Origin of the sequence: Nitrospirillum viridazoti CBAmc (assembly GCF_000730165.1) — a bacterium.
Taxonomy (GTDB): domain Bacteria; phylum Pseudomonadota; class Alphaproteobacteria; order Azospirillales; family Azospirillaceae; genus Nitrospirillum; species Nitrospirillum viridazoti.
This window is the reverse complement of record NZ_CP022113.1, coordinates 513414-532618: the sequence shown is the minus strand read 5'-3', so window position 1 is coordinate 532618 and position 19205 is coordinate 513414. Positions and strand designations below refer to the sequence as shown.

At 68.1% G+C, this 19205-nt stretch carries 13 protein-coding genes; 8 read left to right on the top strand and 5 right to left on the bottom strand.

The features are described 5' to 3' along the window. Positions 1 to 93 precede the first annotated feature (93 nt). Positions 94 to 1263 carry an IS110 family RNA-guided transposase gene (locus Y958_RS30125; protein WP_186291158.1) on the top strand — a complete coding sequence of 390 codons (1170 nt, stop codon included), beginning with the start codon at positions 94 to 96 and terminating at the stop codon, positions 1261 to 1263. Between the two features lie 77 nt (positions 1264 to 1340). Here the strand turns inward: Y958_RS30125 and Y958_RS30120 are convergent, their stop codons facing one another. Genes Y958_RS30120 through iolG form a run of 4 tightly spaced genes read right to left on the bottom strand, consistent with a single transcriptional unit; the run spans position 1341 to position 6004 of the window. Next, positions 1341 to 2717 (bottom strand): family 4 glycosyl hydrolase, encoded by a 1377-nt coding sequence (locus Y958_RS30120; protein WP_088875587.1) that lies wholly within the window; start codon positions 2715 to 2717, stop codon positions 1341 to 1343. Continuing rightward, positions 2695 to 3633 (bottom strand): carbohydrate kinase family protein, encoded by a 939-nt coding sequence (locus Y958_RS30115; protein ID WP_088875800.1) that lies wholly within the window; start codon positions 3631 to 3633, stop codon positions 2695 to 2697. The genes Y958_RS30120 and Y958_RS30115 overlap by 23 nt, the downstream gene beginning before the upstream one ends. Continuing rightward, positions 3630 to 5012, bottom strand: a complete 1383-nt coding sequence (locus Y958_RS30110) for an APC family permease (RefSeq protein ID WP_088875586.1) — start codon at positions 5010 to 5012, stop codon at positions 3630 to 3632. Before Y958_RS30110 ends, Y958_RS30115 begins: the two co-directional genes overlap by 4 nt. Then, the gene (iolG, locus tag Y958_RS30105; RefSeq protein WP_088875585.1) at positions 5009 to 6004 is read right to left on the bottom strand and encodes an inositol 2-dehydrogenase; all 996 of its coding nucleotides are present in this window, start codon (positions 6002 to 6004) and stop codon (positions 5009 to 5011) included. The genes Y958_RS30110 and iolG overlap by 4 nt, the downstream gene beginning before the upstream one ends. 189 nt (positions 6005 to 6193) lie before the next feature. Between iolG and Y958_RS30100 the strand changes: the two genes are divergently transcribed. The 5 genes from Y958_RS30100 (at position 6194) to iolB (ending at position 12728) form a co-directional block, all read left to right on the top strand. Beyond that, entirely contained in the window at positions 6194 to 7081 is an 888-nt protein-coding gene (locus Y958_RS30100; RefSeq protein ID WP_088875584.1) for a MurR/RpiR family transcriptional regulator, read from the top strand. A 97-nt stretch (positions 7082 to 7178) separates the two neighbouring features. Next, on the top strand, positions 7179 to 9134 hold the full coding sequence (locus Y958_RS30095) for a bifunctional 5-dehydro-2-deoxygluconokinase/5-dehydro-2-deoxyphosphogluconate aldolase (RefSeq protein WP_088875583.1): 1956 nt from the start codon (positions 7179 to 7181) through the stop codon (positions 9132 to 9134). Continuing rightward, the gene (gene iolD, locus Y958_RS30090) at positions 9131 to 10993 is read left to right on the top strand and encodes a 3D-(3,5/4)-trihydroxycyclohexane-1,2-dione acylhydrolase (decyclizing) (RefSeq protein WP_211098812.1); all 1863 of its coding nucleotides are present in this window, start codon (positions 9131 to 9133) and stop codon (positions 10991 to 10993) included. Before Y958_RS30095 ends, iolD begins: the two co-directional genes overlap by 4 nt. Before the next feature lie 14 nt (positions 10994 to 11007). Next, entirely contained in the window at positions 11008 to 11922 is a 915-nt protein-coding gene (gene iolE / locus Y958_RS30085; RefSeq protein WP_088875582.1) for a myo-inosose-2 dehydratase, read from the top strand. After that, positions 11919 to 12728 (top strand): 5-deoxy-glucuronate isomerase, encoded by an 810-nt coding sequence (iolB, locus tag Y958_RS30080; RefSeq protein ID WP_088875581.1) that lies wholly within the window; start codon positions 11919 to 11921, stop codon positions 12726 to 12728. Before iolE ends, iolB begins: the two co-directional genes overlap by 4 nt. Before the next feature lie 9 nt (positions 12729 to 12737). Here iolB and Y958_RS30075 read toward each other — a convergent pair whose 3' ends face one another. Beyond that, positions 12738 to 14123, bottom strand: coding sequence for an alpha-L-fucosidase (locus Y958_RS30075; protein ID WP_244909709.1), 1386 nt, complete (start codon positions 14121 to 14123; stop codon positions 12738 to 12740). Positions 14124 to 14732: 609 nt separating this feature from the next. Between Y958_RS30075 and Y958_RS30070 the strand changes: the two genes are divergently transcribed. Next, complete coding sequence (locus Y958_RS30070; RefSeq protein ID WP_088875797.1) at positions 14733 to 17639, top strand: TonB-dependent receptor; 2907 nt, start codon at positions 14733 to 14735, stop codon at positions 17637 to 17639. 117 nt (positions 17640 to 17756) lie between these two features. Continuing rightward, a complete protein-coding gene (locus Y958_RS30065; RefSeq protein WP_186291634.1) occupies positions 17757 to 19196 on the top strand; it encodes a glycoside hydrolase family 125 protein in 1440 nt (479 codons plus the stop codon). Positions 19197 to 19205 lie beyond the last annotated feature (9 nt).

Sequence of the window (19205 nt, the reverse complement as noted above, 5' to 3'; positions counted from 1 at the left end):
GACCGCCCCGATCGGGGCGGTCATCCGCGCATGGACAAGCGGGGGCACGAGCACCGGCTCCGAGGCTTCCGGCCCATCCGTACGGGAGGCGCCATGCAGTTCGTCGGCATCGACATCGCGTCGGAAACCCACGTCTTCGCCGTCATCGACGCGGACGGCACAGTCCTGGTCAAACCCAAGCCGATCGCCGAAGACGCCACCGGGCACAGCACCTTGCTGGCGGCTCTGGCGCCGCCGGGTGAGGCGCTGGTGGTCATGGAGGCGACCGGGCATTACTGGAAGAACCTGTTCGCCGTGCTGGCCGCCAAGGGCTACGGGGTCGCTCTGATCAACCCGCTGCGCACCCACCGCTTCCAAGGCGAGAGCCTGGAGCGCACCAAGACCGACGCCATCGACGCCATCGGCCTTGCCCGCTTCGGCCGTGAGAAGCGGCCGGCCGCCACCCGGCTCGGCAGCCAGGCCAGCGAGGACCTGCGCGAACTGGTCCGCCACCGCGACCGGCTGCGCCAGGACTTCGACGACCGTGTCCGCCAACTCCACCGGCTGGTCGATCTCGGCTTCCCGGAATTCCGCCGCTACGTCCGCACCCTCGACAGCATGTTGGCCACCGCAATCCTGGCCGAATATCCAACCGCCGAGGCCGTCGCCAAGGCCACACCCCGTCGCCTCGCAAAGCTGCGCTACGATGGCCGCCACGCCGTCGGTGCCGAACTGGCCGACCAACTCATCGCCGCCGCCAAACGCTCGGTCGGCCAGCACCACGGCACCGCCTACCGCGTCCAGGTCCGCGACGTCTGCCAGGACCTCGACCTGTGGCGCCGCCGCCTCGCCGAGCGCGACGGCGACATTGCCCGGCTGCTCGATGACCATGAGGTCGGCTCGCTGCTCACCTCCATCGACGGCATCGGACCCGGAACCGCCGCTCGCCTCATCGCCGAACTCGGCGACCCCGCACGCTTCGACAGCGCCGCCGCCCTCGCCGCCTATGTCGGGGTGGTCCCGGCCCTGCGACACTCCGGAAAGCGCCGGCCAAACAGGGCCGCTATCACTGCCATCGGAAACGCCCGCCTGCGCACCGCCTTGTGGATGCCAACACTCACCGCAGTCCGACGAAACCCGTGGCTCAAAGCCTTCTATGACCGCCTGCGCGCCCAGGGAAAGCCCCCCAAGCTTGCCCTTCTCGCCGCCATGCGAAAGCTTCTCGTCGCCGTCTACGCCGTCGCTAAGGCCCGAAAGCCCTTCGTGCCAAAGCTCGCTGGCTGACAAAAACCCTTGATCAACGTGACGGTATCTCATGGGCTGTCCTCTCCCTCGCGAGGCCCGTGTCAGCAGTCGGGGGATCAGCAGTGGATGCAGCGGTCCAGCAGATCGTGCAGCAGGGGGTCCGACGGCTCCCACTCCCCAATGGCGGGATGGATCAGGAAGGCCATGCGCGCCGTCAGCCGGTCGGTGTTCATGGCCGACCGGATGGCGGCCCGCTCATAGGACTTCACCGACTGCACCAGGCCGTGGACTTCGTCCGGCAGGGGCTCCAGCGGTTCCGGAATGATGCTGTCGCGGCTGATCTGGCAAGGCGTTTCGACGATGTCGTCGTCCGGCAGGTTGGGCACGGCGCCATCGTTGCGGGTGTTGACGATGATGCGCGCGGGCTTGTCACCGCACAGCGCCGTCATGACGTCCAGGGCGATGCGGTGATAGCCGCTGGCCACGCGGAAGGGATCCTCGTCGAAGGGCGCGTCCTTGTCGAAGGCCGAGCCGGCCGAGGCCTCCAGCTTCATGTAGGAGCCGGAGCGGCGGTTGAGATAGGCGGCGTAGGCGGCGACCGCCCCCTCGCCGTCGTCGGCCCCCAGCCGGTCCTTCAGGGTGGCGAACAGCTCGTGGTTCAGCTGCTCCACCTCCGTGCCGCGGCTGCTGCCCTGGCGCTTCTGGTTCTCCAGCGCGCGGCGGCGGCTGTAGTAGAAGAACAGGTACTCCGTAGGGATCAGCCGCAGGGTGCGGATCATGGCGAAGTCGAATAGCGGGGCGGTGTACAGCTGCGACAGGATGCTGTCGTCGTCCAGCACACGGTCGGTCACGTCCTCGCCGCGCAGGCGGATGCGGCGCACCCAGCCCAGATGGTTCAGGCCGACATAATCGCACACCACCTCGTCATGCCGGGCGTCCAGCGCCAGGGTGATGCGGTGCAGCAACTCGGTGGGGGTGTCGCAGATGCCCACCACCCGCGCCTTGGTGTGGGTGCTGATGGCCTGGGTGATCAGTCCGGCGGGATTGGTGAAGTTGACGATCCAGGCGCCGGGCGCCAGCCGCTCCACCACCCGCGCGTGGTCCAGGGCCACGGGCACGGTGCGCAGGGCCATGGCGGCGCCGGCCGGGCCGGTGGTTTCCTGCCCTGGATAGCCGTGCTTGATGGCCGCCAGCTCATCGGCCGCGCGCGAGGCGATGCCGCCGACGCGCACGCTGTTCAGGACGAAGTCGGCGCCCTCCACCGCGTCCTCGACAGAGGCGGTTTCCCGGATGATCAGGCTGCCGCCCTCCTTGGCGACGACGGCGCGGCCCAGGGCGGCGATGACCTTCAGACGCTCCTGGTCGGGGTCGTACAGCACCATCTCGCGGGCGCCCAGGGCCTCCGCCGCCTCGTTGATGCCGAAGATGACCAGCGGCGTGCGCACGCCGCCGCCGCCGATCATCGCGATCTTACGATCGGTAGGATTGCTCATAAGTGCTCCATAGTTCCGTTCGGTCGGGGATACCCCCCAAGGCGCCCGCCACCCGGGTGGACAGGGCGCCGCATATGCAGGCGCGGCGCAGGCGTTCCAACACCGGCGCACCGTCCAGCAGCGCGTCGATGTAGCCCGCGTCGAAGGCGTCGCCGGCGCCGGTGGTATCGATGGCGTCCACTGGGGGTGGGGCCGCGCCAAGGGTCGTGTCGCCGTCCAGGCCCAGGGCGCCGCGCCGCCCCAGCTTCAGGACGGGATTGGGCAGGGCCAGGCGGCGGGCCAGGGACAGATAGTCCTCCGCCACGTCGCTGCCGCAGAACAGCGCCGCCTCCTTCTCATTGGGCAACAGATGGTCGACGGCGCGGCAGGTGGCGTGGTTGGCCGGATCGGGCAGCCACCCGGGCTGGAAACCCACGTCCAGCGAGGTGGTGCAGCCGGCGGCCCGCAGGGCGGGCAGCAGGGCGTCGGCCACCGCACGATCCAGCGGCAGGGCGAAATGCACGTGGCGGGCGCGGGCCAGGCCGGCCACCGTCGCCGGGTCGGACAGCAGGGCCGGCAGGGCGCGGTTGACGCCGATATGGGTGAAGAACGAGCGGTCCTCGCGGGTGGAGACGCTGATGCTGATCCCGGTGGCGCCGTCGCCGACACGCAGGCCGCCGGTGTCCAGGGCATAAGGGGCCAGGCGCTGCCGGAACCAGGCGGCGTCAGCCTCGCCCACGATGCCCACCAGCTGGACCGCGCGGCCCAGGCGGGCCAGGCCGCAGGCGGTGTTGGCGGCCCCGCCGCCCACCTCGCGGGTGTAGGCGTCGGTCACCACCTCCTCACCCGGCTGGGGCCAAGTGGTGAAGCCGCTCAGCACATGGTCGATGTACAGTTCGCCGACCACGGCCACGTCATGGGTCTTGGTCACGGTCATGGCGCCCGCCAAGCCGGCATCCGGAAGGGCCAGGCCCCCTCGCGCCGCGATTGCGCCAGATAGATCGCGACACCCAGCGCCAGCATGCCGATACCGATGGCGATGTGCCGGGGCTGGCTGGTGGCGACGATATACAGCCAGCCGGCGATGGTGATGATGACGGGCAGGGGGTACAGCGGCATGCGGAACTGCCCCGGGGCCGCTGCCCCTTGCCGGCGCAGCATGACCACCGCCACGCATTGGGCGGTGAACTGGAACAAGGTCTGGATGACGATCAGCACGGCGATCAGGTCGGCCAGCGAGAAGAAGCAGGCGATAGCCGAGGCCATGCCCATGAACAGCAACGACACGGTGGGGAAGCGCCCCTTGGGATGCAGCCGGGCGAAGGGCTTGAAGAAGCGCCCGTCCACCGCCGCCGCGTAGGGCACGCGGGAAAAGCCCAGCAGCACCACCAGTGCCGACCCCCAACTGGCAATCAGGATGAGGACGGAAACGACCACCCCGCCCCAGCGGCCATAGATCACCTGCATGAAATCCGCCACCACGGCGCCGGACTTCTGCGCCGTCTGCCAGGGTAGGGTGCCCAGGATGGACAGGTTCAGGCCCAGGTACAGCACGGCGACGATGGCGATGGACAGCAGCACGGCGCGGGGGATGGTGCGGCCGGGGTTCTTGATCTCCTCGCCGATCATGCAGACGTTGTTATACCCGCCGTAATCATAGACGGCGATCAGCGTGGCGGAGCCCATGCCCATCCAGAAGGCGCCCGTGGGCTTGAACGCGCCCTCAGGGAAGTCGAAGGCCAGCCTGGCATCGAAATGCAGGGCGCCGCTGAACACGATCCACAGGCAAGCGGCCACCACAACCACCGTGATGGCGATGGACAGGCGCTGGATGGAGCGGATGTCGCGGTACAGCAGGGCGGTGTTCACCAGGCAGACGGCCGCCGCGATGGCCATCATGTGCCAGGGCTTCATGTCCGGCGCCAGGAAGCTGGCGTACTGCGCCAGGCCCACGGTTCCTGAGGCGATGGACAGCGGACCGATCAGCAGCGACTGCCACAGATAGAGGAAGCTGAACAGACGGCCTAGGCGGGCGGGTCCGAAGGCGTGAAGCAGGTAATGGTAGGGCCCGCCGGAGCGGGGAAAGGCGGACCCCAGCTCCGCCCACACCAGGCCATCATAGGCGCACAGCACGGCGCCCACCAGCCAGCCCAGCATGGCCTGCGGTCCGCCCATGGCGGAAATGGCCAAGGGAATGGTGATGAAGGGGCCGATGCCCACCATGTTCAGGATGTTGGCGGCCAGGCCGCCGCCCAGCCCGATGCCACGGACGGGCCTCAGGGCCGGTTGGGAAGCAGGCGCCGGGGCCGTCGTCATAGGCGCACGGCCTGGCCGGTGGCGACGGATTGGGCGGCGGCCTCCGCCAGGGCCAGGGCCGCCACGCCGTCGTGGTATCCCACGCTGGGCTTGGCCGTGCCGGCCAGGATCTCGGTGAAATGGGCCACCTCTTGCCGATAGGCCTCGGCATAGCGGTCCAGGAAAAAGTTCTGGAAGGCGTCGCTGGCCGCCCCCGGGTTGCCGCCGGCCCCGCCCCAGGTCGAGACACTGCTTTCCAGGATGTTGTCGGCGCGCAGCAGGCCCTGCGAGCCGAAGGCCTCGATGCGCTGGTCATAGCCATAGCCGGAGCGGCGGCTGTTGCTGATGACGCACAGCTTGCCCGTGGCGGTGCGCAGGATGGTCTTGGCGGTATCGACGTCCCCGGCCTCGCCGATGGCCGGATCCACCAGGCAGCTGGCGGCGGCGTACACCTCCACCACCGGTTCGCCCAACAGCCAGCGGGCCATGTCGAAGTCGTGGATGGCCATGTCCTTGAACAGCCCGCCGGACACCTTGATGTAGCTGACGGGCGGCGGGGCCGGGTCATGGCTGGTGATCTGCAGGGTCTCCAGCGCCCCCACGGCGCCGGCCTCGAGTCGGGCCTTCAGGGTGGCGAAGTGCGGGTCGAAGCGGCGGTTGAAACCCAGCATCAGGGGAACGTCGCCACCCAGGACGGGCGCGGCGGCCTGGGCGCGGGCCAGATCCATGTCCAGCGGCTTCTCGCACAGCACGGCCTTGCCGGCGGTGATGGCGCGGGCGGCCTGGTCCAGGTGCAGGTCGGTGGAGCTGGCGATGATCACGCCGCGCACGCTCTTGTCCGCCAGGACCGTGTCCAGGTCGGTGACCGTGGCGCCGGTTTCGGCCGCCACGGCGTCACTGGCCGCGGCGTTGGGATCGGTGACGTACTTCAGGCGCAGGGCCGGGTGGGCCGCGACGTTGCGGGCGTGGATGCGGCCGATACGGCCGGCGCCCAGAATGGCGATGTCGAACATGCAGGCTCCCTGTCAAGGCCCGGCCGCCCGGCTGACCGGCCTTTTCGGCGCCGGCGGGGCGGTCATCAACACATTATGGAATGAAAATATCATACCATGGAGTATGATGGAATATCCATAACGCCGGGCGGCGTTGCCTTCACCCGGTGAGCGTCTATTCTTGGGGTCACATAGGATTTTGGAGGGGCGATGACGGGGAGTGCCACCGTGCCGCGCACGGCCGAGGAACTGCGGGCCGCCATATTGGAACGCTACGACACCTTCAGCAAGCGGCTGCAGCAGATCGCCCGCTTCGTCCTGGACCATCCGGACGACCTGGCGCTGGAAACCCTGGCCGTGGTGGCGGAACGCTCGGGCGTCCAGCCTTCGGCCATCGTCCGCTTCGCCAAGGCGCTGGGCTATTCCGGCGCCATGCCCATGCAGCGCCTGCTGCGCGATGGCCTGCTGGCCAACCACACCGCCCTGGGCTATGGCGAGCGCGTGCGCCAGTTCAACGCCGCCCTGGACCACCAGGCGGGAGGCGGCGACGGCGGCGACCTGCTGGCGGAATTCGTGGAACGCGACACGCTGGCGCTGGAAAACCTGGGTCAGACCATGACCAAGGCCGACCTCATGCGCGCCGTGAAGCTGATCGACCAGGCGCAAACCCTGTATATCATGGGTTTCAGGCGCGCGTTCCCGGTGGCGTCATATTTGGCATATTCATTCCAACAGGTGGGCAAGCGCACCATCTTCGTCGATGGCGTGGGCGGTCTGACCAGCCAGCAGATGGGCGCGGTTGGGGAATCCGACCTGCTGATCGCCGTCAGCTACCACCCCTATGCCGAGGAAACGGTGCATGCCGTCGAGGCGGCAGCCGGCGCCGGCGCCAAGGTCCTGACCATCACCGACAGCCTGGTGAGCCCCATGGCCAAGATGGCGGTCCATGTCCTGCAGGTGCGCGAGTCCGAGGTGCGCGGCTTCCGCTCGCTGGCGGCCTCGCTGTGCCTGGCGCAAACCCTGGTGATCAGCCTGGCGTTCGAGCGCGAACGGGCGAGCGCCAGGGGCGTATCGCGGCCCCGCCGCCGGAAAGCCTGACCCGTTTGGCGATACGTTATTTACAAAAACATTGAACGTGGAATATATGTTCCATTCTATCGGGCGCTGATCCGGCGCCCCCAAGGCTGGAACCGGCATGGCGTCTTCTGCGCAATCCCCCGTCCAAACCCATCCCAAGTCGCTGGATCTGATCGCCATCGGCCGATCCAGCGTCGACCTTTACGGCCAGCAGATCGGCGGCCGGCTGGAGGACATGGCGTCCTTCGCCAAGTACCTGGGCGGCAGTCCCACCAACACCGCGGCCGGCGGCGCCCGCCTGGGCCTGCGCACGGGGCTCGTCACCCGGGTGGGGGCGGACCATATGGGCCGCTTCATCCGGGAAGAGCTGGAGCGGGAAGGGGTTGATGTCACCGGTGTCGTGTCCGACCCTGACCGGCTGACCGCGTTGGTGGTATTGGGCATCCGCGACCGCGAAAACTTCCCCCTGATCTTCTATCGCGAGAACTGCGCCGACATGGCGCTGGACGTGGGGGATCTGGACCGCGACTGGCTGCGCCACACCGGCGCGGTGCTGATCAACGGCACCCACCTGTCCCAACCCCAGGCCTTCGCCGCCAGCGTGGCGGCGGCGCGGCTGGTGAAGGAAAACGGCGGTCGCGTGGTGTTCGACATCGACTACCGCCCGGTGCTGTGGGGCCTGGCCGGCCGCGACCGGGGCGAGGATCGCTTCGTGGCGCATGAGGGTGTCACCACCCGCCTGCGCGAGGTGCTGCCGCTGTGCGACCTGATCGTCGGCACGGAGGAGGAAATCCACATCCTGGGTGGCGTGACCGACACGCTGGCGGCGCTGGGCGCCATCCGCGCGCAGACCGGCGCCCTCATCGTCTGCAAGCAGGGGGCGGGCGGCTGCACCGTTTTCCCCGGTGCCATTCCGGCCACCCTGGCAGAGGGCGTCGTGGTACCCGGCTTCCCGGTCGAGGTATTCAACGTCCTGGGTGCCGGTGACGCCTTCATGGCGGGCTTCCTGCGCGGCTGGCTGCGCGATGAGCCGCTGGAGCGCTGCTGCGCCTGGGCCAACGCCTGCGGCGCCATCGTCGTGTCGCGCCACGGCTGCGCTCCCGCCATGCCCACCTGGCCGGAACTGGAATGGTTCCTGGCCCAGCCCAGCCTGCCCCACCGCCTGCGTGACAGCGCCGAGCTGGAACACATCCACTGGGCCACCACCCGGCGTCACCGCTATGACGAGCTGACGGTGCTGGCCGTGGACCACCGCAGCCAGTTCGAGGATCTGGTGGCGGAGCTGGGCGCCGATCCGGCCCGCATCCCGCTGTTCAAGGCGTTAGCCCTGCGGGCGGTGGAGACGGTGGCCGGCGGCGACGACCGCTTCGGCCTGCTGCTGGATGGCCGCTATGGCTTCGAGGCCTTGGCCAGTTCCGCCGACGACCCCTATTGGATCGGCCGCCCCATTGAGGTGCCCAAGTCCCGCCCGCTGGTGTTTGAAAGCTCCGCCGACGTGGCGACGGAGCTGGCGGAATGGCCCCTGCACCATGTGGTCAAGTGCCTGGTCTTCTATCACCCGGACGACGCCGCCGACATGCGCGACCGGCAGGAGCGGCAGCTGCTGCGCCTGTTCGATGCCTGCCGCAAGACGCGGCACGAACTGCTGGTCGAGATGATCGTGCCGGCCGGCTTGCCCGTCGATGCCATGACGGTGGCCCGCGGCATCCGCCGCCTGTATGCCCTGGGCATCAAGCCCGACTGGTGGAAGCTGGAGCCGGTGACCGACCCCGAAGCCTGGCGCAATATTGAAATGGCGGTGCTGGAAAACGACCCCTATTGCCGGGGCGTAGTTTTGCTGGGCCTCTCGGCGCCGGAGGAGGAACTGTTGGCCTCCTTCCAGGCGGCGGCCCCCTCGGGTATTGTCAAGGGCTTCGCCGTCGGGCGGACCATCTTCTATGATGTCGCGCGCGGCTGGCTTGCCAACCGGCTGGACGATGAACAGGTGGTGGCCATGATGGCGGGCAAGCTGAAGACCCTGGTGGACGCCTGGCGGCAGGCCCGCGCGGCCGTGACTGAAGGGCAAAAGGCGTGAGCGGCAGGGTGCTGCGCCTGACGGCGGCCCAGGCGACTGTGCGCTATCTGGCGGCGCAACGGGTCGAGGGCGCGGACGGGCAAGCGGTGCCCTACTTCGCCGGCTGCTGGGCCATCTTCGGCCATGGCAACGTGGCCGGGTTGGGGGAGGCCCTGCAGTGCAGCCAGGACGCCCTGCCCACCTATCGTGCCCATAACGAGCAGGCCATGGCCCACGCCGCCATCGCCTTCGCCAAGCAGGCGCGCCGCCGGCGGGCCATGGTCTGCACCACCTCCATCGGGCCGGGCGCCACCAACATGGTGACGGCGGCCGCCCTGGCCCACGTCAACCGCTTGCCCGTGCTGTTCCTGCCAGGCGACGTCTATGCCAGCCGCCGGCCGGATCCGGTGCTGCAGCAGATCGAGGATTTTGGCGACGGCACCGTCTCGGCCAATGACTGTTTCCGGCCAGTCTCACGTTATTTCGACCGGCTGACGCGGCCCGAGCAGATCCTGGATGCCCTGCCCAAGGCCATGACGGTCCTGACCGATCCTGCCGCCTGCGGCCCCGTCACCCTGGCCTTCTGCCAGGATGTCCAGGCCGAGGCCTGGGATTATCCGGAGGATTTCTTCGCCCCCCGCCTGTGGCGGTTCCGCCGCCCGCCGGCCGACCCCTATGACCTGGCCGACCTGGTGGTGCGCATCCGGGCGGCGCGGCGGCCCCTGATCATTGCCGGCGGCGGCGTGCTGTACGCCGGGGCGGAAGCCCTGCTGGCCGACCTGGCGGCGGCCACCGGCGTTCCGGTGGCGGAGACGCAAGCCGGCAAGGGGGCGCTGCCCTGGGATCATCCGTCCAACCTGGGCGCTGTGGGCGTCACGGGCACCGGCGTGGCCAACGCGGCGGCGGCCGAGGCGGACCTGGTCATCGGTATCGGCACGCGCCTGCAGGATTTCACCACCGGATCCCGCGCCCTGTTCCGGGGGGCGGGGCGCACGCTGGTGCAGGTCAACGTTTCGGCTCACGACGCGGTCAAGCAGGGGGCGGTGGGCGTGGTGGGCGATGCCGCCGCCGTGCTGGCGGCCCTGGCGCCGCTGCTGGCCGGCTGGCGCGTGCCGGCGGACTGGGCGCGGGCCCTGGCGGCCCCGGCGCTGGCCTGGGATCAGGCGTGGGAGGCGGCGATGGCCGCGCCGGGGGGCCCAGGGGGGGATAACGTCCTGCCCACGGACGCCCAGGTGCTGGGCGCCCTATGGCGCCAGGCGGCCGAGGATGCGGTGGTCGTTTGCGCCGCCGGCGGTTTGCCGGGGGAGTTGCACAAGCTGTGGCGGGTGCGGCGGCCCGGCGGCTACCACGTGGAATACGGTTATTCCTGCATGGGCTATGAGATCGCCGGCGGCCTGGGCGTGAAGATGGCGGAGCCGGAGCGCGACGTTCACGTCGTGGTGGGCGACGGCAGCTATCTCATGATGAATTCCGAGATCGCCACGGCCGCCATGCTGGGCCTGAAGCTGACCATCACCGTGCTGGACAACCGCGGCTATGGCTGCATCAACCGCTTGCAGCGGGCCACCGGCGGCGCGCCCTTCAACAATTTGCTGGCCGACACGCGCCACGCGGCCCTGCCCGCCATCGACTTCGCCGCCCATGCCGCCAGCCTGGGCGCCACGGCGCGCAAGGTAGCGGACATCGCCGCGCTGGAGGCGGCCCTGGCCGAGGCGCGATCGGGCACGGGCGTGCAGGTCATCGTCATCGACACCGACCCGGCCGTATCCACCGCCGCCGGCGGCGCCTGGTGGGACGTGGCCGTGCCCGAGGTGTCCGACCGGGCGGCCGTCCGCCAGGCCCGCGCGGCGTATGACGAGAAGACAAAAGACCAACGTTAGGGAGATCAGCCCCCATGTCTACCCGCTTAGGGTCCATCCGCTTCGGCGTCAGTCCCATTGCCTGGATCAACGACGACATGCCCGAGCTGGGCGGGGCGACGCCGGTGGAAACGGTGCTGGCCGACGCCCGCGCCATCGGGTTCAGCGGCATAGAGCTGGGCGGCAAGTTCCCCCGTGATCCGCAGGCGCTGAAGCCCCTGTTGGCCGCTCATGGCCTGGACCTGGTGGGCGGTTGGTACAGCGGCAACCTGCTGGTCCAGGACGCGGCGGCTGAGATCGCCGCCCTGCAAGGGCACCTGGCCCTGCTGAAGGCCATGGGTAGCACCGTCTTCGTCCATGCCGAGACCAGCAACGCCATCCATGGCGACCGCACCCGCCCGCTGGCGCAGACGCCCCGGCTGGATGCCGCCGAATGGGCCGTGTTCGGCCGCCGGCTGACCGAGGTCGCCGACTACATCGCGGGGCAGGGGTTGCGCTTTGCCTATCACCATCATCTGGGCACGGTGGTGGAACGGCCGGACGATCTGGCTCAGTTCCTGGCCCGTACCGGCCCATCCGTGGGCCTGACGGTGGACACCGGCCACGCCGCCTTGGGCGGCATCGACGCGGTGGAGGTCATCCGCGCCCACCCGGCCCGCGTGGCCCATGTCCATTGCAAGGATGTGCGCCAGCCGGTGTTCCAGGCCCTGATGGACCGCGGCGGCAGCTTCCTGGACGGCGTGCTGGACGGCATGTTCACCGTGCCCGGCGACGGCCGCCTGGACTATGCCGCCGTCATGCGCGCCCTGGCCGACATCGGCTACAGCGGTTGGGTCATCATCGAGGCGGAGCAGGATCCCGCCAAGGCCGACCCGCGCCAGTACGGCGAAATGGGCCTGCGTCACCTGCAACAGGCGGCGGCGGGAGCCGGCCTGACGGTGGCGTCATGAGCGCGTCGCCCTTGCTGGTGCGCTCCCAGGCGCCCGGTGCCGATGGCCGCGTGCTGGAGGTGACGCCGGAAAGCGCCGGCTGGACCCATGTCGGTTTCCGCCTGCACCGGCTGGCGCCGGGCCAGTCCCTGGAAGGGGTGGAGCCGGGCCGTGAGGCCTGCCTGGTGGTGTTGTCGGGCACGGCGCGGGTGACGGCGGGGGACCAGGACCTTGGCTCCGTCGGCGGCCGCGCCAGCGTTTTCGACGACAAGGCGCCCGGCGCGGTCTACGTGCCGGCGGGCCAGCCCTATCGCGTGGTGGCGACGGCCGCCGTCGAGCTGGCGGTCTGCACCGCGCCGGGCCAAGCCGGCGCCCAGGCCCGCGTCATCGCGGCGGATGAGATGCCGCGCGAGGTGCGGGGCCAAGGCACGAACACCCGCCATGTCCGCAACATCCTGCCGGAGGGCAAGCCGGCCGACAGCCTGCTGGTGGTGGAGGTCATCACCCCCGGCGGCCACTGGTCCAGCTATCCGCCGCACAAGCACGACACGGCCGAGGCCGGGCACGAGACGGCGCTGGAGGAAACCTACTATCACCGCCTGAACCCACCCCAGGGCTTCGCGTTCCAGCGCGTCTACACCGATGATCGCAGCCTGGATGAGACCATCTGCGTGCAGGACGGCGACGTGGTCATGGTCCCCCGGGGCTATCATCCGGTGGGCGCGCCGCACGGCTATGACCTCTATTATCTGAACGTGATGGCGGGGCCGGAGCGGCGCTGGATATTCCGCAACGACCCCGCGCACGACTGGCTCATGCGCCGCTGACGGGCCCGGTCAGGGGCCGAGATCCAGGCGGATCACCCGGTCCCAACCGTCCATGCCCTCGCCCGCCGTCGCCGGCAGGGTCAGTTCCAGTCCATCCGGTCGGGGCTGCACCGGCACGGCGCTGCCGTCGCGCAGCAGGGTCGCCTTGCGCACGGCCTGGGTCAGCGGCAGGAACAGAGGGCCATCCTTCCAGTCCAGGACATGAACGTAGACGCGGCCTGGCGCCTGGGTGGTGACGCCCCAGGGGCGCGGCGTCACGGGACCGCCCCGGGTCTGGTAGACGCTTTCGCCATAGCGCTTCAGCCACTGTCCCATTTCCTTCAGGGTCTGGACGTTCTCCGGCTGCAGCTCGCCATTGGGCATGGGGCCGGTGTTCATCAGGAAGTTGGCGTTGCGGCCGGCGGCGCCCACCAGGCTGCGGATCAGCGTCGCCGTCGACTTGTACTGGTCGTCGATCATGTTGAAACCCCAGGAGCCGTTCATGGTCTCGGCCATTTCCAGCGGCAGGGCGCTCACACCGGCCTTGTTGAAGCCCATGCTGTTCTCGCCCGGCAGGTCGCGCTCGAACATCTGGAAGTCTTCGCCGGGGAAGGGCGTCTGGTGGTGGTTGTTGCCGATCAGGGCGGCCGGCTGCAGGCTGTGGATCAGGCGGTAGGTCTCATCCAGGCGCCAGCGGTCGCGCATGGCCGTGTCCTTCTGGTCCCACCAGCCGTCGAACCAGATGCCCCCGATGGGCCCATAGTGGGTCAGCAACTCACGCAGCTGCGCCTGTTCGAAATCGATGTAGCGGTCCCAGTCGCCGCCGGCCGGCCGCTCCGAGGCATGGCCCGTGGTGCCCTGGGGGAAATAGTCGGGATGGTGCCAGTCCAACTGCGAATAATAGAAGAACAGCTTCAGCCCGGCCTTGCGACAGGCGGCGGCCAGTTCAGCCAGCGGATCGCGATGGAAGGGTGTGGCGTCGACGACGTTGTAGGGGCTGGCCTTGCTGGCGAACATGGCGAAGCCCTCATGGTGCTTCGACGTGATGACGACGTAGCGGGCGCCCGCCGCCTTGAAGGTCTGCGCCCAGGCGTCGGCGTCGAAGGCCGTGGGGTTGAAGAACCGAGCCAGGCGTTCGTAATGGCGGGCGGGGATCTGGTTCTCATCCATGATCCATTCGGCGATACCCATCTTGCCGGCGCCGCCCAGTTCGCTATACAGCCCCCAGTGCAGGAAGATGCCGAACCGGGCATCCTGGAACCACTGCCGCGCGGCTAGGTTCTCCGCCGTCGGCGCATAGGCCTGGGCCACGGCCGGCGGGGCGGTGTCCGCCCTGGCTTCCGTGCCGAGCGCCATGAGAGCGGCGAGGGCGGTCCCGGCCAGAATGGTGGCGAGGCGGCGGCGGATGACGGCCATGGCGTCGGCTTTCCCTGTCGTGTGGCTGTGCCCATTTCGATAAATATATTCCCAAACGCCGCATAATGGAAATTATTTTCCATCTTGTCGCCGCGATGGCGACCCTCGCGAGTCGGAGACCGGACGGGGGAGTCTGGCGCCGCCTGAAACCGTGTCGGCGCATCCCAAGGGTTCGCCTGGTCCAAGGCTTTGCATCGGCAAGTGGCGATGCGCCCGGGCAATGGTAGGGAAAGCGCCCTTTTTCGCGTCCATGTGAAACAGCACCTTGCGGCATGGTCATTCTGTTAGCCGATACGGCCGTATAGCTTGTTCGAACAATGCAAGCGATTCCAATATCTTCGCCGGCCGCCTTTTCCATCTTCATGAACTCGGGTTTCATATGGGAAGCGATATGGAATGGAATTTTTAGATCAAAAATAAAGAAAATAGAAAAAATGAATTGACTTGGCCGTCAGCCAGGCGTTCCTGTGTAGGTAGAACGGCGCGCTGAATCACCCTTTCCCCAGGGACCGATGCCCCGGGGAAACCGGCCGCCGCTCCACTAAAATCGGGGAGCAAGACATGGGCCTGGGCAAATTCAGGGCTGGCCTTCTGGCGGGATCGACGGTGATGGCGTTCTCGCTGCCGGCCATGGCAGGTAGCATCACCGGCACGATCGTGGACCCGGGCACGGGCAAGCCGCTCGCCGCCACGGCTATCACCATTCCCGGTACCGGCTATTCCACCGCCTCGGGTGAGGACGGGACCTTCACTCTGGCCAACGTGCCTGAGGGCACCTACACGGTGACGGCCTCGCGGGCCGGCCTGCACACCAGCTCGACCCGCGTGACCGTGCCCAGGGACGGCGCCGTGACGGTCAGCTTCGAGGCCTACACCGCCGCGCTGGAAGAGATCATTGTCGCCGCCAACCGCTACCAGGCCTCCAGCCTGCAGATGAACGCCAGCAACACCGTCGACGTCATGTCGGCGGCGGACCTGGAGCACACGGCGGTGCACAACGTGGCCGAGGCGCTGGGCCTGCTGCCCGGCGTGAACGTCATGAACACCGGCCAGTCCTTCGTGGGCGGCATCGACGGCGCCTCGCGCGGCGAGGGCATGTTCACCTCCATCCGCGGCCTGAACGGCGAGTACAACGTCAACCTAATCAACGGCGTCAACGTCGCCCAGGGCATGCCCTACAGCCGCGAGGTGCAGCTGAGCCTGCTGCCGCCGTCCGGTCTGAACACGATCGTCGTCAACAAGACATCCAAGGCCGATATGGACGGCGACGCCATCGGCGGCACCGTCGATTTCCGCACGCCCACGGCCTTCGACTACAACCAGCCGCTGATGTTCAGCTTCACCGCCAGCGGCCGGTTGGAGACGCGGGCGGAGGACTACAACAAGAGCAGCCTGGGCTATGGCCTGGCGGGCGAGGCGGCGGGCAAGTTCGGCCGCGACAACCAGTTCGGCGTCTATGTCAGCGCCTATTACGACATCCGCCACTACGCCAACAGCGAAATGGGCGCGGTGATGGAGTCCACCTGCTGCGACAACGCCTGGGCCTTCGCCGTGGCCAATGCCGACGGCAGCAATCCCAGCAACCTCGATCCGTCCAAGAATCTGGAGACCACGGGTTTCAATGCCGGCGTCTCCTCCGGCTATACCGAGCGCTATGGCGGCAACGTTTCGCTGGACTGGCGGCCGGACGACACCACCAGCGCCTTCTTCCGCCTGGGCTATGCCGTGGCGCAGACGGAACAGAACAGCACGCTGAGCCAGCTGGTCGGCATGAACGTGACCTATGACCAGATCGGCAGCACGGGCCTGTACCACCCCAACATCCAGTACCTGTCCACGCGCCTGTGGTACGAGACCAACCCGGAATATTCCGATCTGGCGACCGCCCAGCTGGGTGGGGAGAAGAAGTGGGGCAACTGGACCTTCAGCCCCAGCGTGTTCCTGAGCTGGGGTGACAACGACCGCCCCAACCACATCGAAATCTCGACCCGGTCCACCCAGAACGACGGCAACGGCTTCGCTTACGGCAACAACGTCCTGGCGACATATGTGAACGACCTGCCCTATCCGCTGGTCGGCTCGCAGATCATCTCGCAGTTGGGCAATGTCGCCAGCCTGCCGGCCCGCGACCGGGGTGAGCTGACGGAGCAGTACAGCGGCCAAGTGCGGGGCGGCGCCAAGCTGGACACCCGCTACGACGTGGACGCCGGCCCGCTGGAATACATCAAGTTCGGCGTGAAGTATCAGGACAGCGAGCGCCAGGTGACCAACCGCGACTGGTACAACGGCAACTTCACCGACGGCCGCACCTTCGGCTCACTGGGCATCATCAACGGCAACTATTCCGCAGTCTATCCCGGCGTCTACAACTGGCCGGTGCCGGTCATCGACCAGTCCGCCCTGTTCCGCCTGTACAACACCTATTCCAGCCCCGGCAACCTGGACAGCTGCAGCAGCCTGTACGTCAACAACTGGAACTGCAACACGCAGAAGGGCACCGAGGCGGTGACGGCGGCCTATGTGATGGCCAACCTGAAGTTCAACGACCTGGAGGTCATCCCCGGCTTCCGCTTCGAGCACACGGCCATCCACAACACCTTCTGGGTCACGCCGCATGATGCCGACGGCAATGAACTGGCGGGCCACTGGGGCTATAACTCCACCCATTACAACGAGCCGCTGCCCAGCATCTTCGCCAACTACCGCCCCGACGACAATTCGGTCTACCGCGCGGCCATCTGGACCAGCTACACCCGTCCCCCCTTCGTGCAGCTGGGTGGCGGGTCGCAGACCAGCATTTCCAACGGCGTCACCACCATCACCGAGGGCAACCCCAACCTGAAGGCCATCACCGCCGTCAATTACGACGTCTCCGGCCAGTGGGACAGCGGCCACGGCGGTACGTTGGTTGTGGCGGGCTATGCCAAGCAGCTGTCCAACTACATCTACGACAACGGCAGCACCTATTCGAACCCGGCTGTCACCAACAGCAACTCCGTGATCTTCCATCATCCTACCAACGGTGGGGACGGCCAGGTCTACGGCGTCGAATTGTCCGCCCGGCAGAAGTTCCAGGACATGCCGGCGCCGTTCGACGGTTTCGGCATCGGCGCCAACCTCACGCGGCAGTGGACCTCGGTCGATACCAAGGCCCCCGGGCTGGATCCGAACGAGCGCATCCAGAACGCCCCGGAATGGATGGCCAATATCGAGGCCTTCTATGAAAAGGACGGCTTCACCCTGGACCTGATCTACCACTACACCGGCGCTTATGTGGCCCAGTACGACTACCTGGGCCTGGGCAGCAGCTGGGATGACCTGTGGGTGCGTTCGTCCCAGCGGGTGGACCTGCATGCCGGCTACGACTTCGGCTATGGCGTGCGGGCCGACCTGTCGGTGGCCAACCTGTTCGACGATGTCTCCTACTGGTCGCACATCGGCAAGCAAAGCCTGGCCATCTCCGACGTGGTGGAGACGGGCCGGACCATCCTGGTCAGCATGAAGTACAGCTACTGATCCTGCGCTGAGACGAAAGGTCCTGGTGGCGGTCACCGGGGCCTTTCCCTATTCTGCAGGGGATGAGGCCGGCGGAACCGGCCCATTCCCATTACGGGCCCCGGACATGGGTTGTGGATGCCTAACCGCCGAGATGTGCTGACTATGGCCGTGGCCGGCGTGGGTATGGGCCTGACCGGCCCGCTTCGTGCCGCCGGGACGCCCACCCTGGCCGGCCGGCGCCCCGCACCTTCCGTTCGGGGCTGCACGAGCCCGGCGGTGGAAGCGGTGATACGGGATGCCCGTGCCGCCATCGCCGACCCGGAACTCTACTGGCTGTTTCAGAACTGCTATCCCAACACCCTGGACACCACGGTATCCTTAGGATCCCTGGATGGCGGGCCCGACGCCTTCGTCATCACCGGCGACATCCCCTGCCTGTGGCTGCGCGACAGTTCCGCCCAGGTGTGGCCGTACCTGCCGCTGGCGCGGCGGGACGCGGCCCTGCGCCACCTCTACCAGGGACTGATCCGCCGCCAGACGCGCTGCATCCTGATCGACCCCTACGCCAACGCCTTCAGCCGCGACACCGACGCCGCCACGCCCTTGAGCTGGGCCAAGGAGGACATGACGGAGATGAAGCCTGGGGTGGCCGAGCGGAAGTGGGAGGTGGACAGCCTGTGCCACGTCATCCGCCTGTCCCACGGCTATTGGCGGGCGACGGGCGACACCGTCCCCTTCGACGCCGCCTGGCGCCAGGCCATGGCCCAGGTGGTGCGCACCTTCCGTGAGCAGCAGCGGCTGGATGGCCCCGGCCCTTATCGCTTCCAGCGCGCCAGTGAGACGCCCAGCGACACGCTGCCCTTGGACGGCTACGGCGCGCCCACGGCCAAGGTCGGACTGATCCACTCCATGTTCCGCCCGTCGGACGACGCCTGCGTCCTCCCCTTCCTCATCCCCGCCAACCTGTTCGCGGTCGTCAGCCTGCGCCAGCTGGCCGACATGACGCAGGCCATCCATGGCGATGCCGATCTCGCCACGGACTGCGGTGCCTTGGCGGACACTGTCGTGGCCGCGCTGGCGCGGCACGGCCGCATGGCGGATGGGGAGGGGCAAGAGGTCTGGGCCTATGAGGTCGACGGTTTCGGCAACGCCCTGTTCCTGGACGACGCCAACGTGCCCAGCCTGCTCAGCCTGCCCTATCTCGGCTGCTGCGACGCCCGGGATCCGCTGTACCGCCGTACCCGGCAACGGGTGTTGAGCGGCCGCAACCCCTATTTCTTCCGGGGCCGCGCGGCGGAGGGTGTCGGCGGGCCGCATGTGGGCCTGGGTATGATCTGGCCCATGTCCCTGATCGTGCGGGCCCTGACCAGCGACGACGACGCGGAAATCCGCCAGTGTCTGGTGTGGCTGAAGGGCACGCATGCCGGTACCGGCTTCATGCACGAGGCCTTCGGCCAGGACGATCCCGGCCATTTCACCCGACCCTGGTTCGCCTGGGCCAACAGCCTGTTCGGCGAACTGATCCTGGACCTGATGGCGCGCAAGCCGGCGCTGCTGCGCCAGCCTTTGACCTGAGCCGATGAT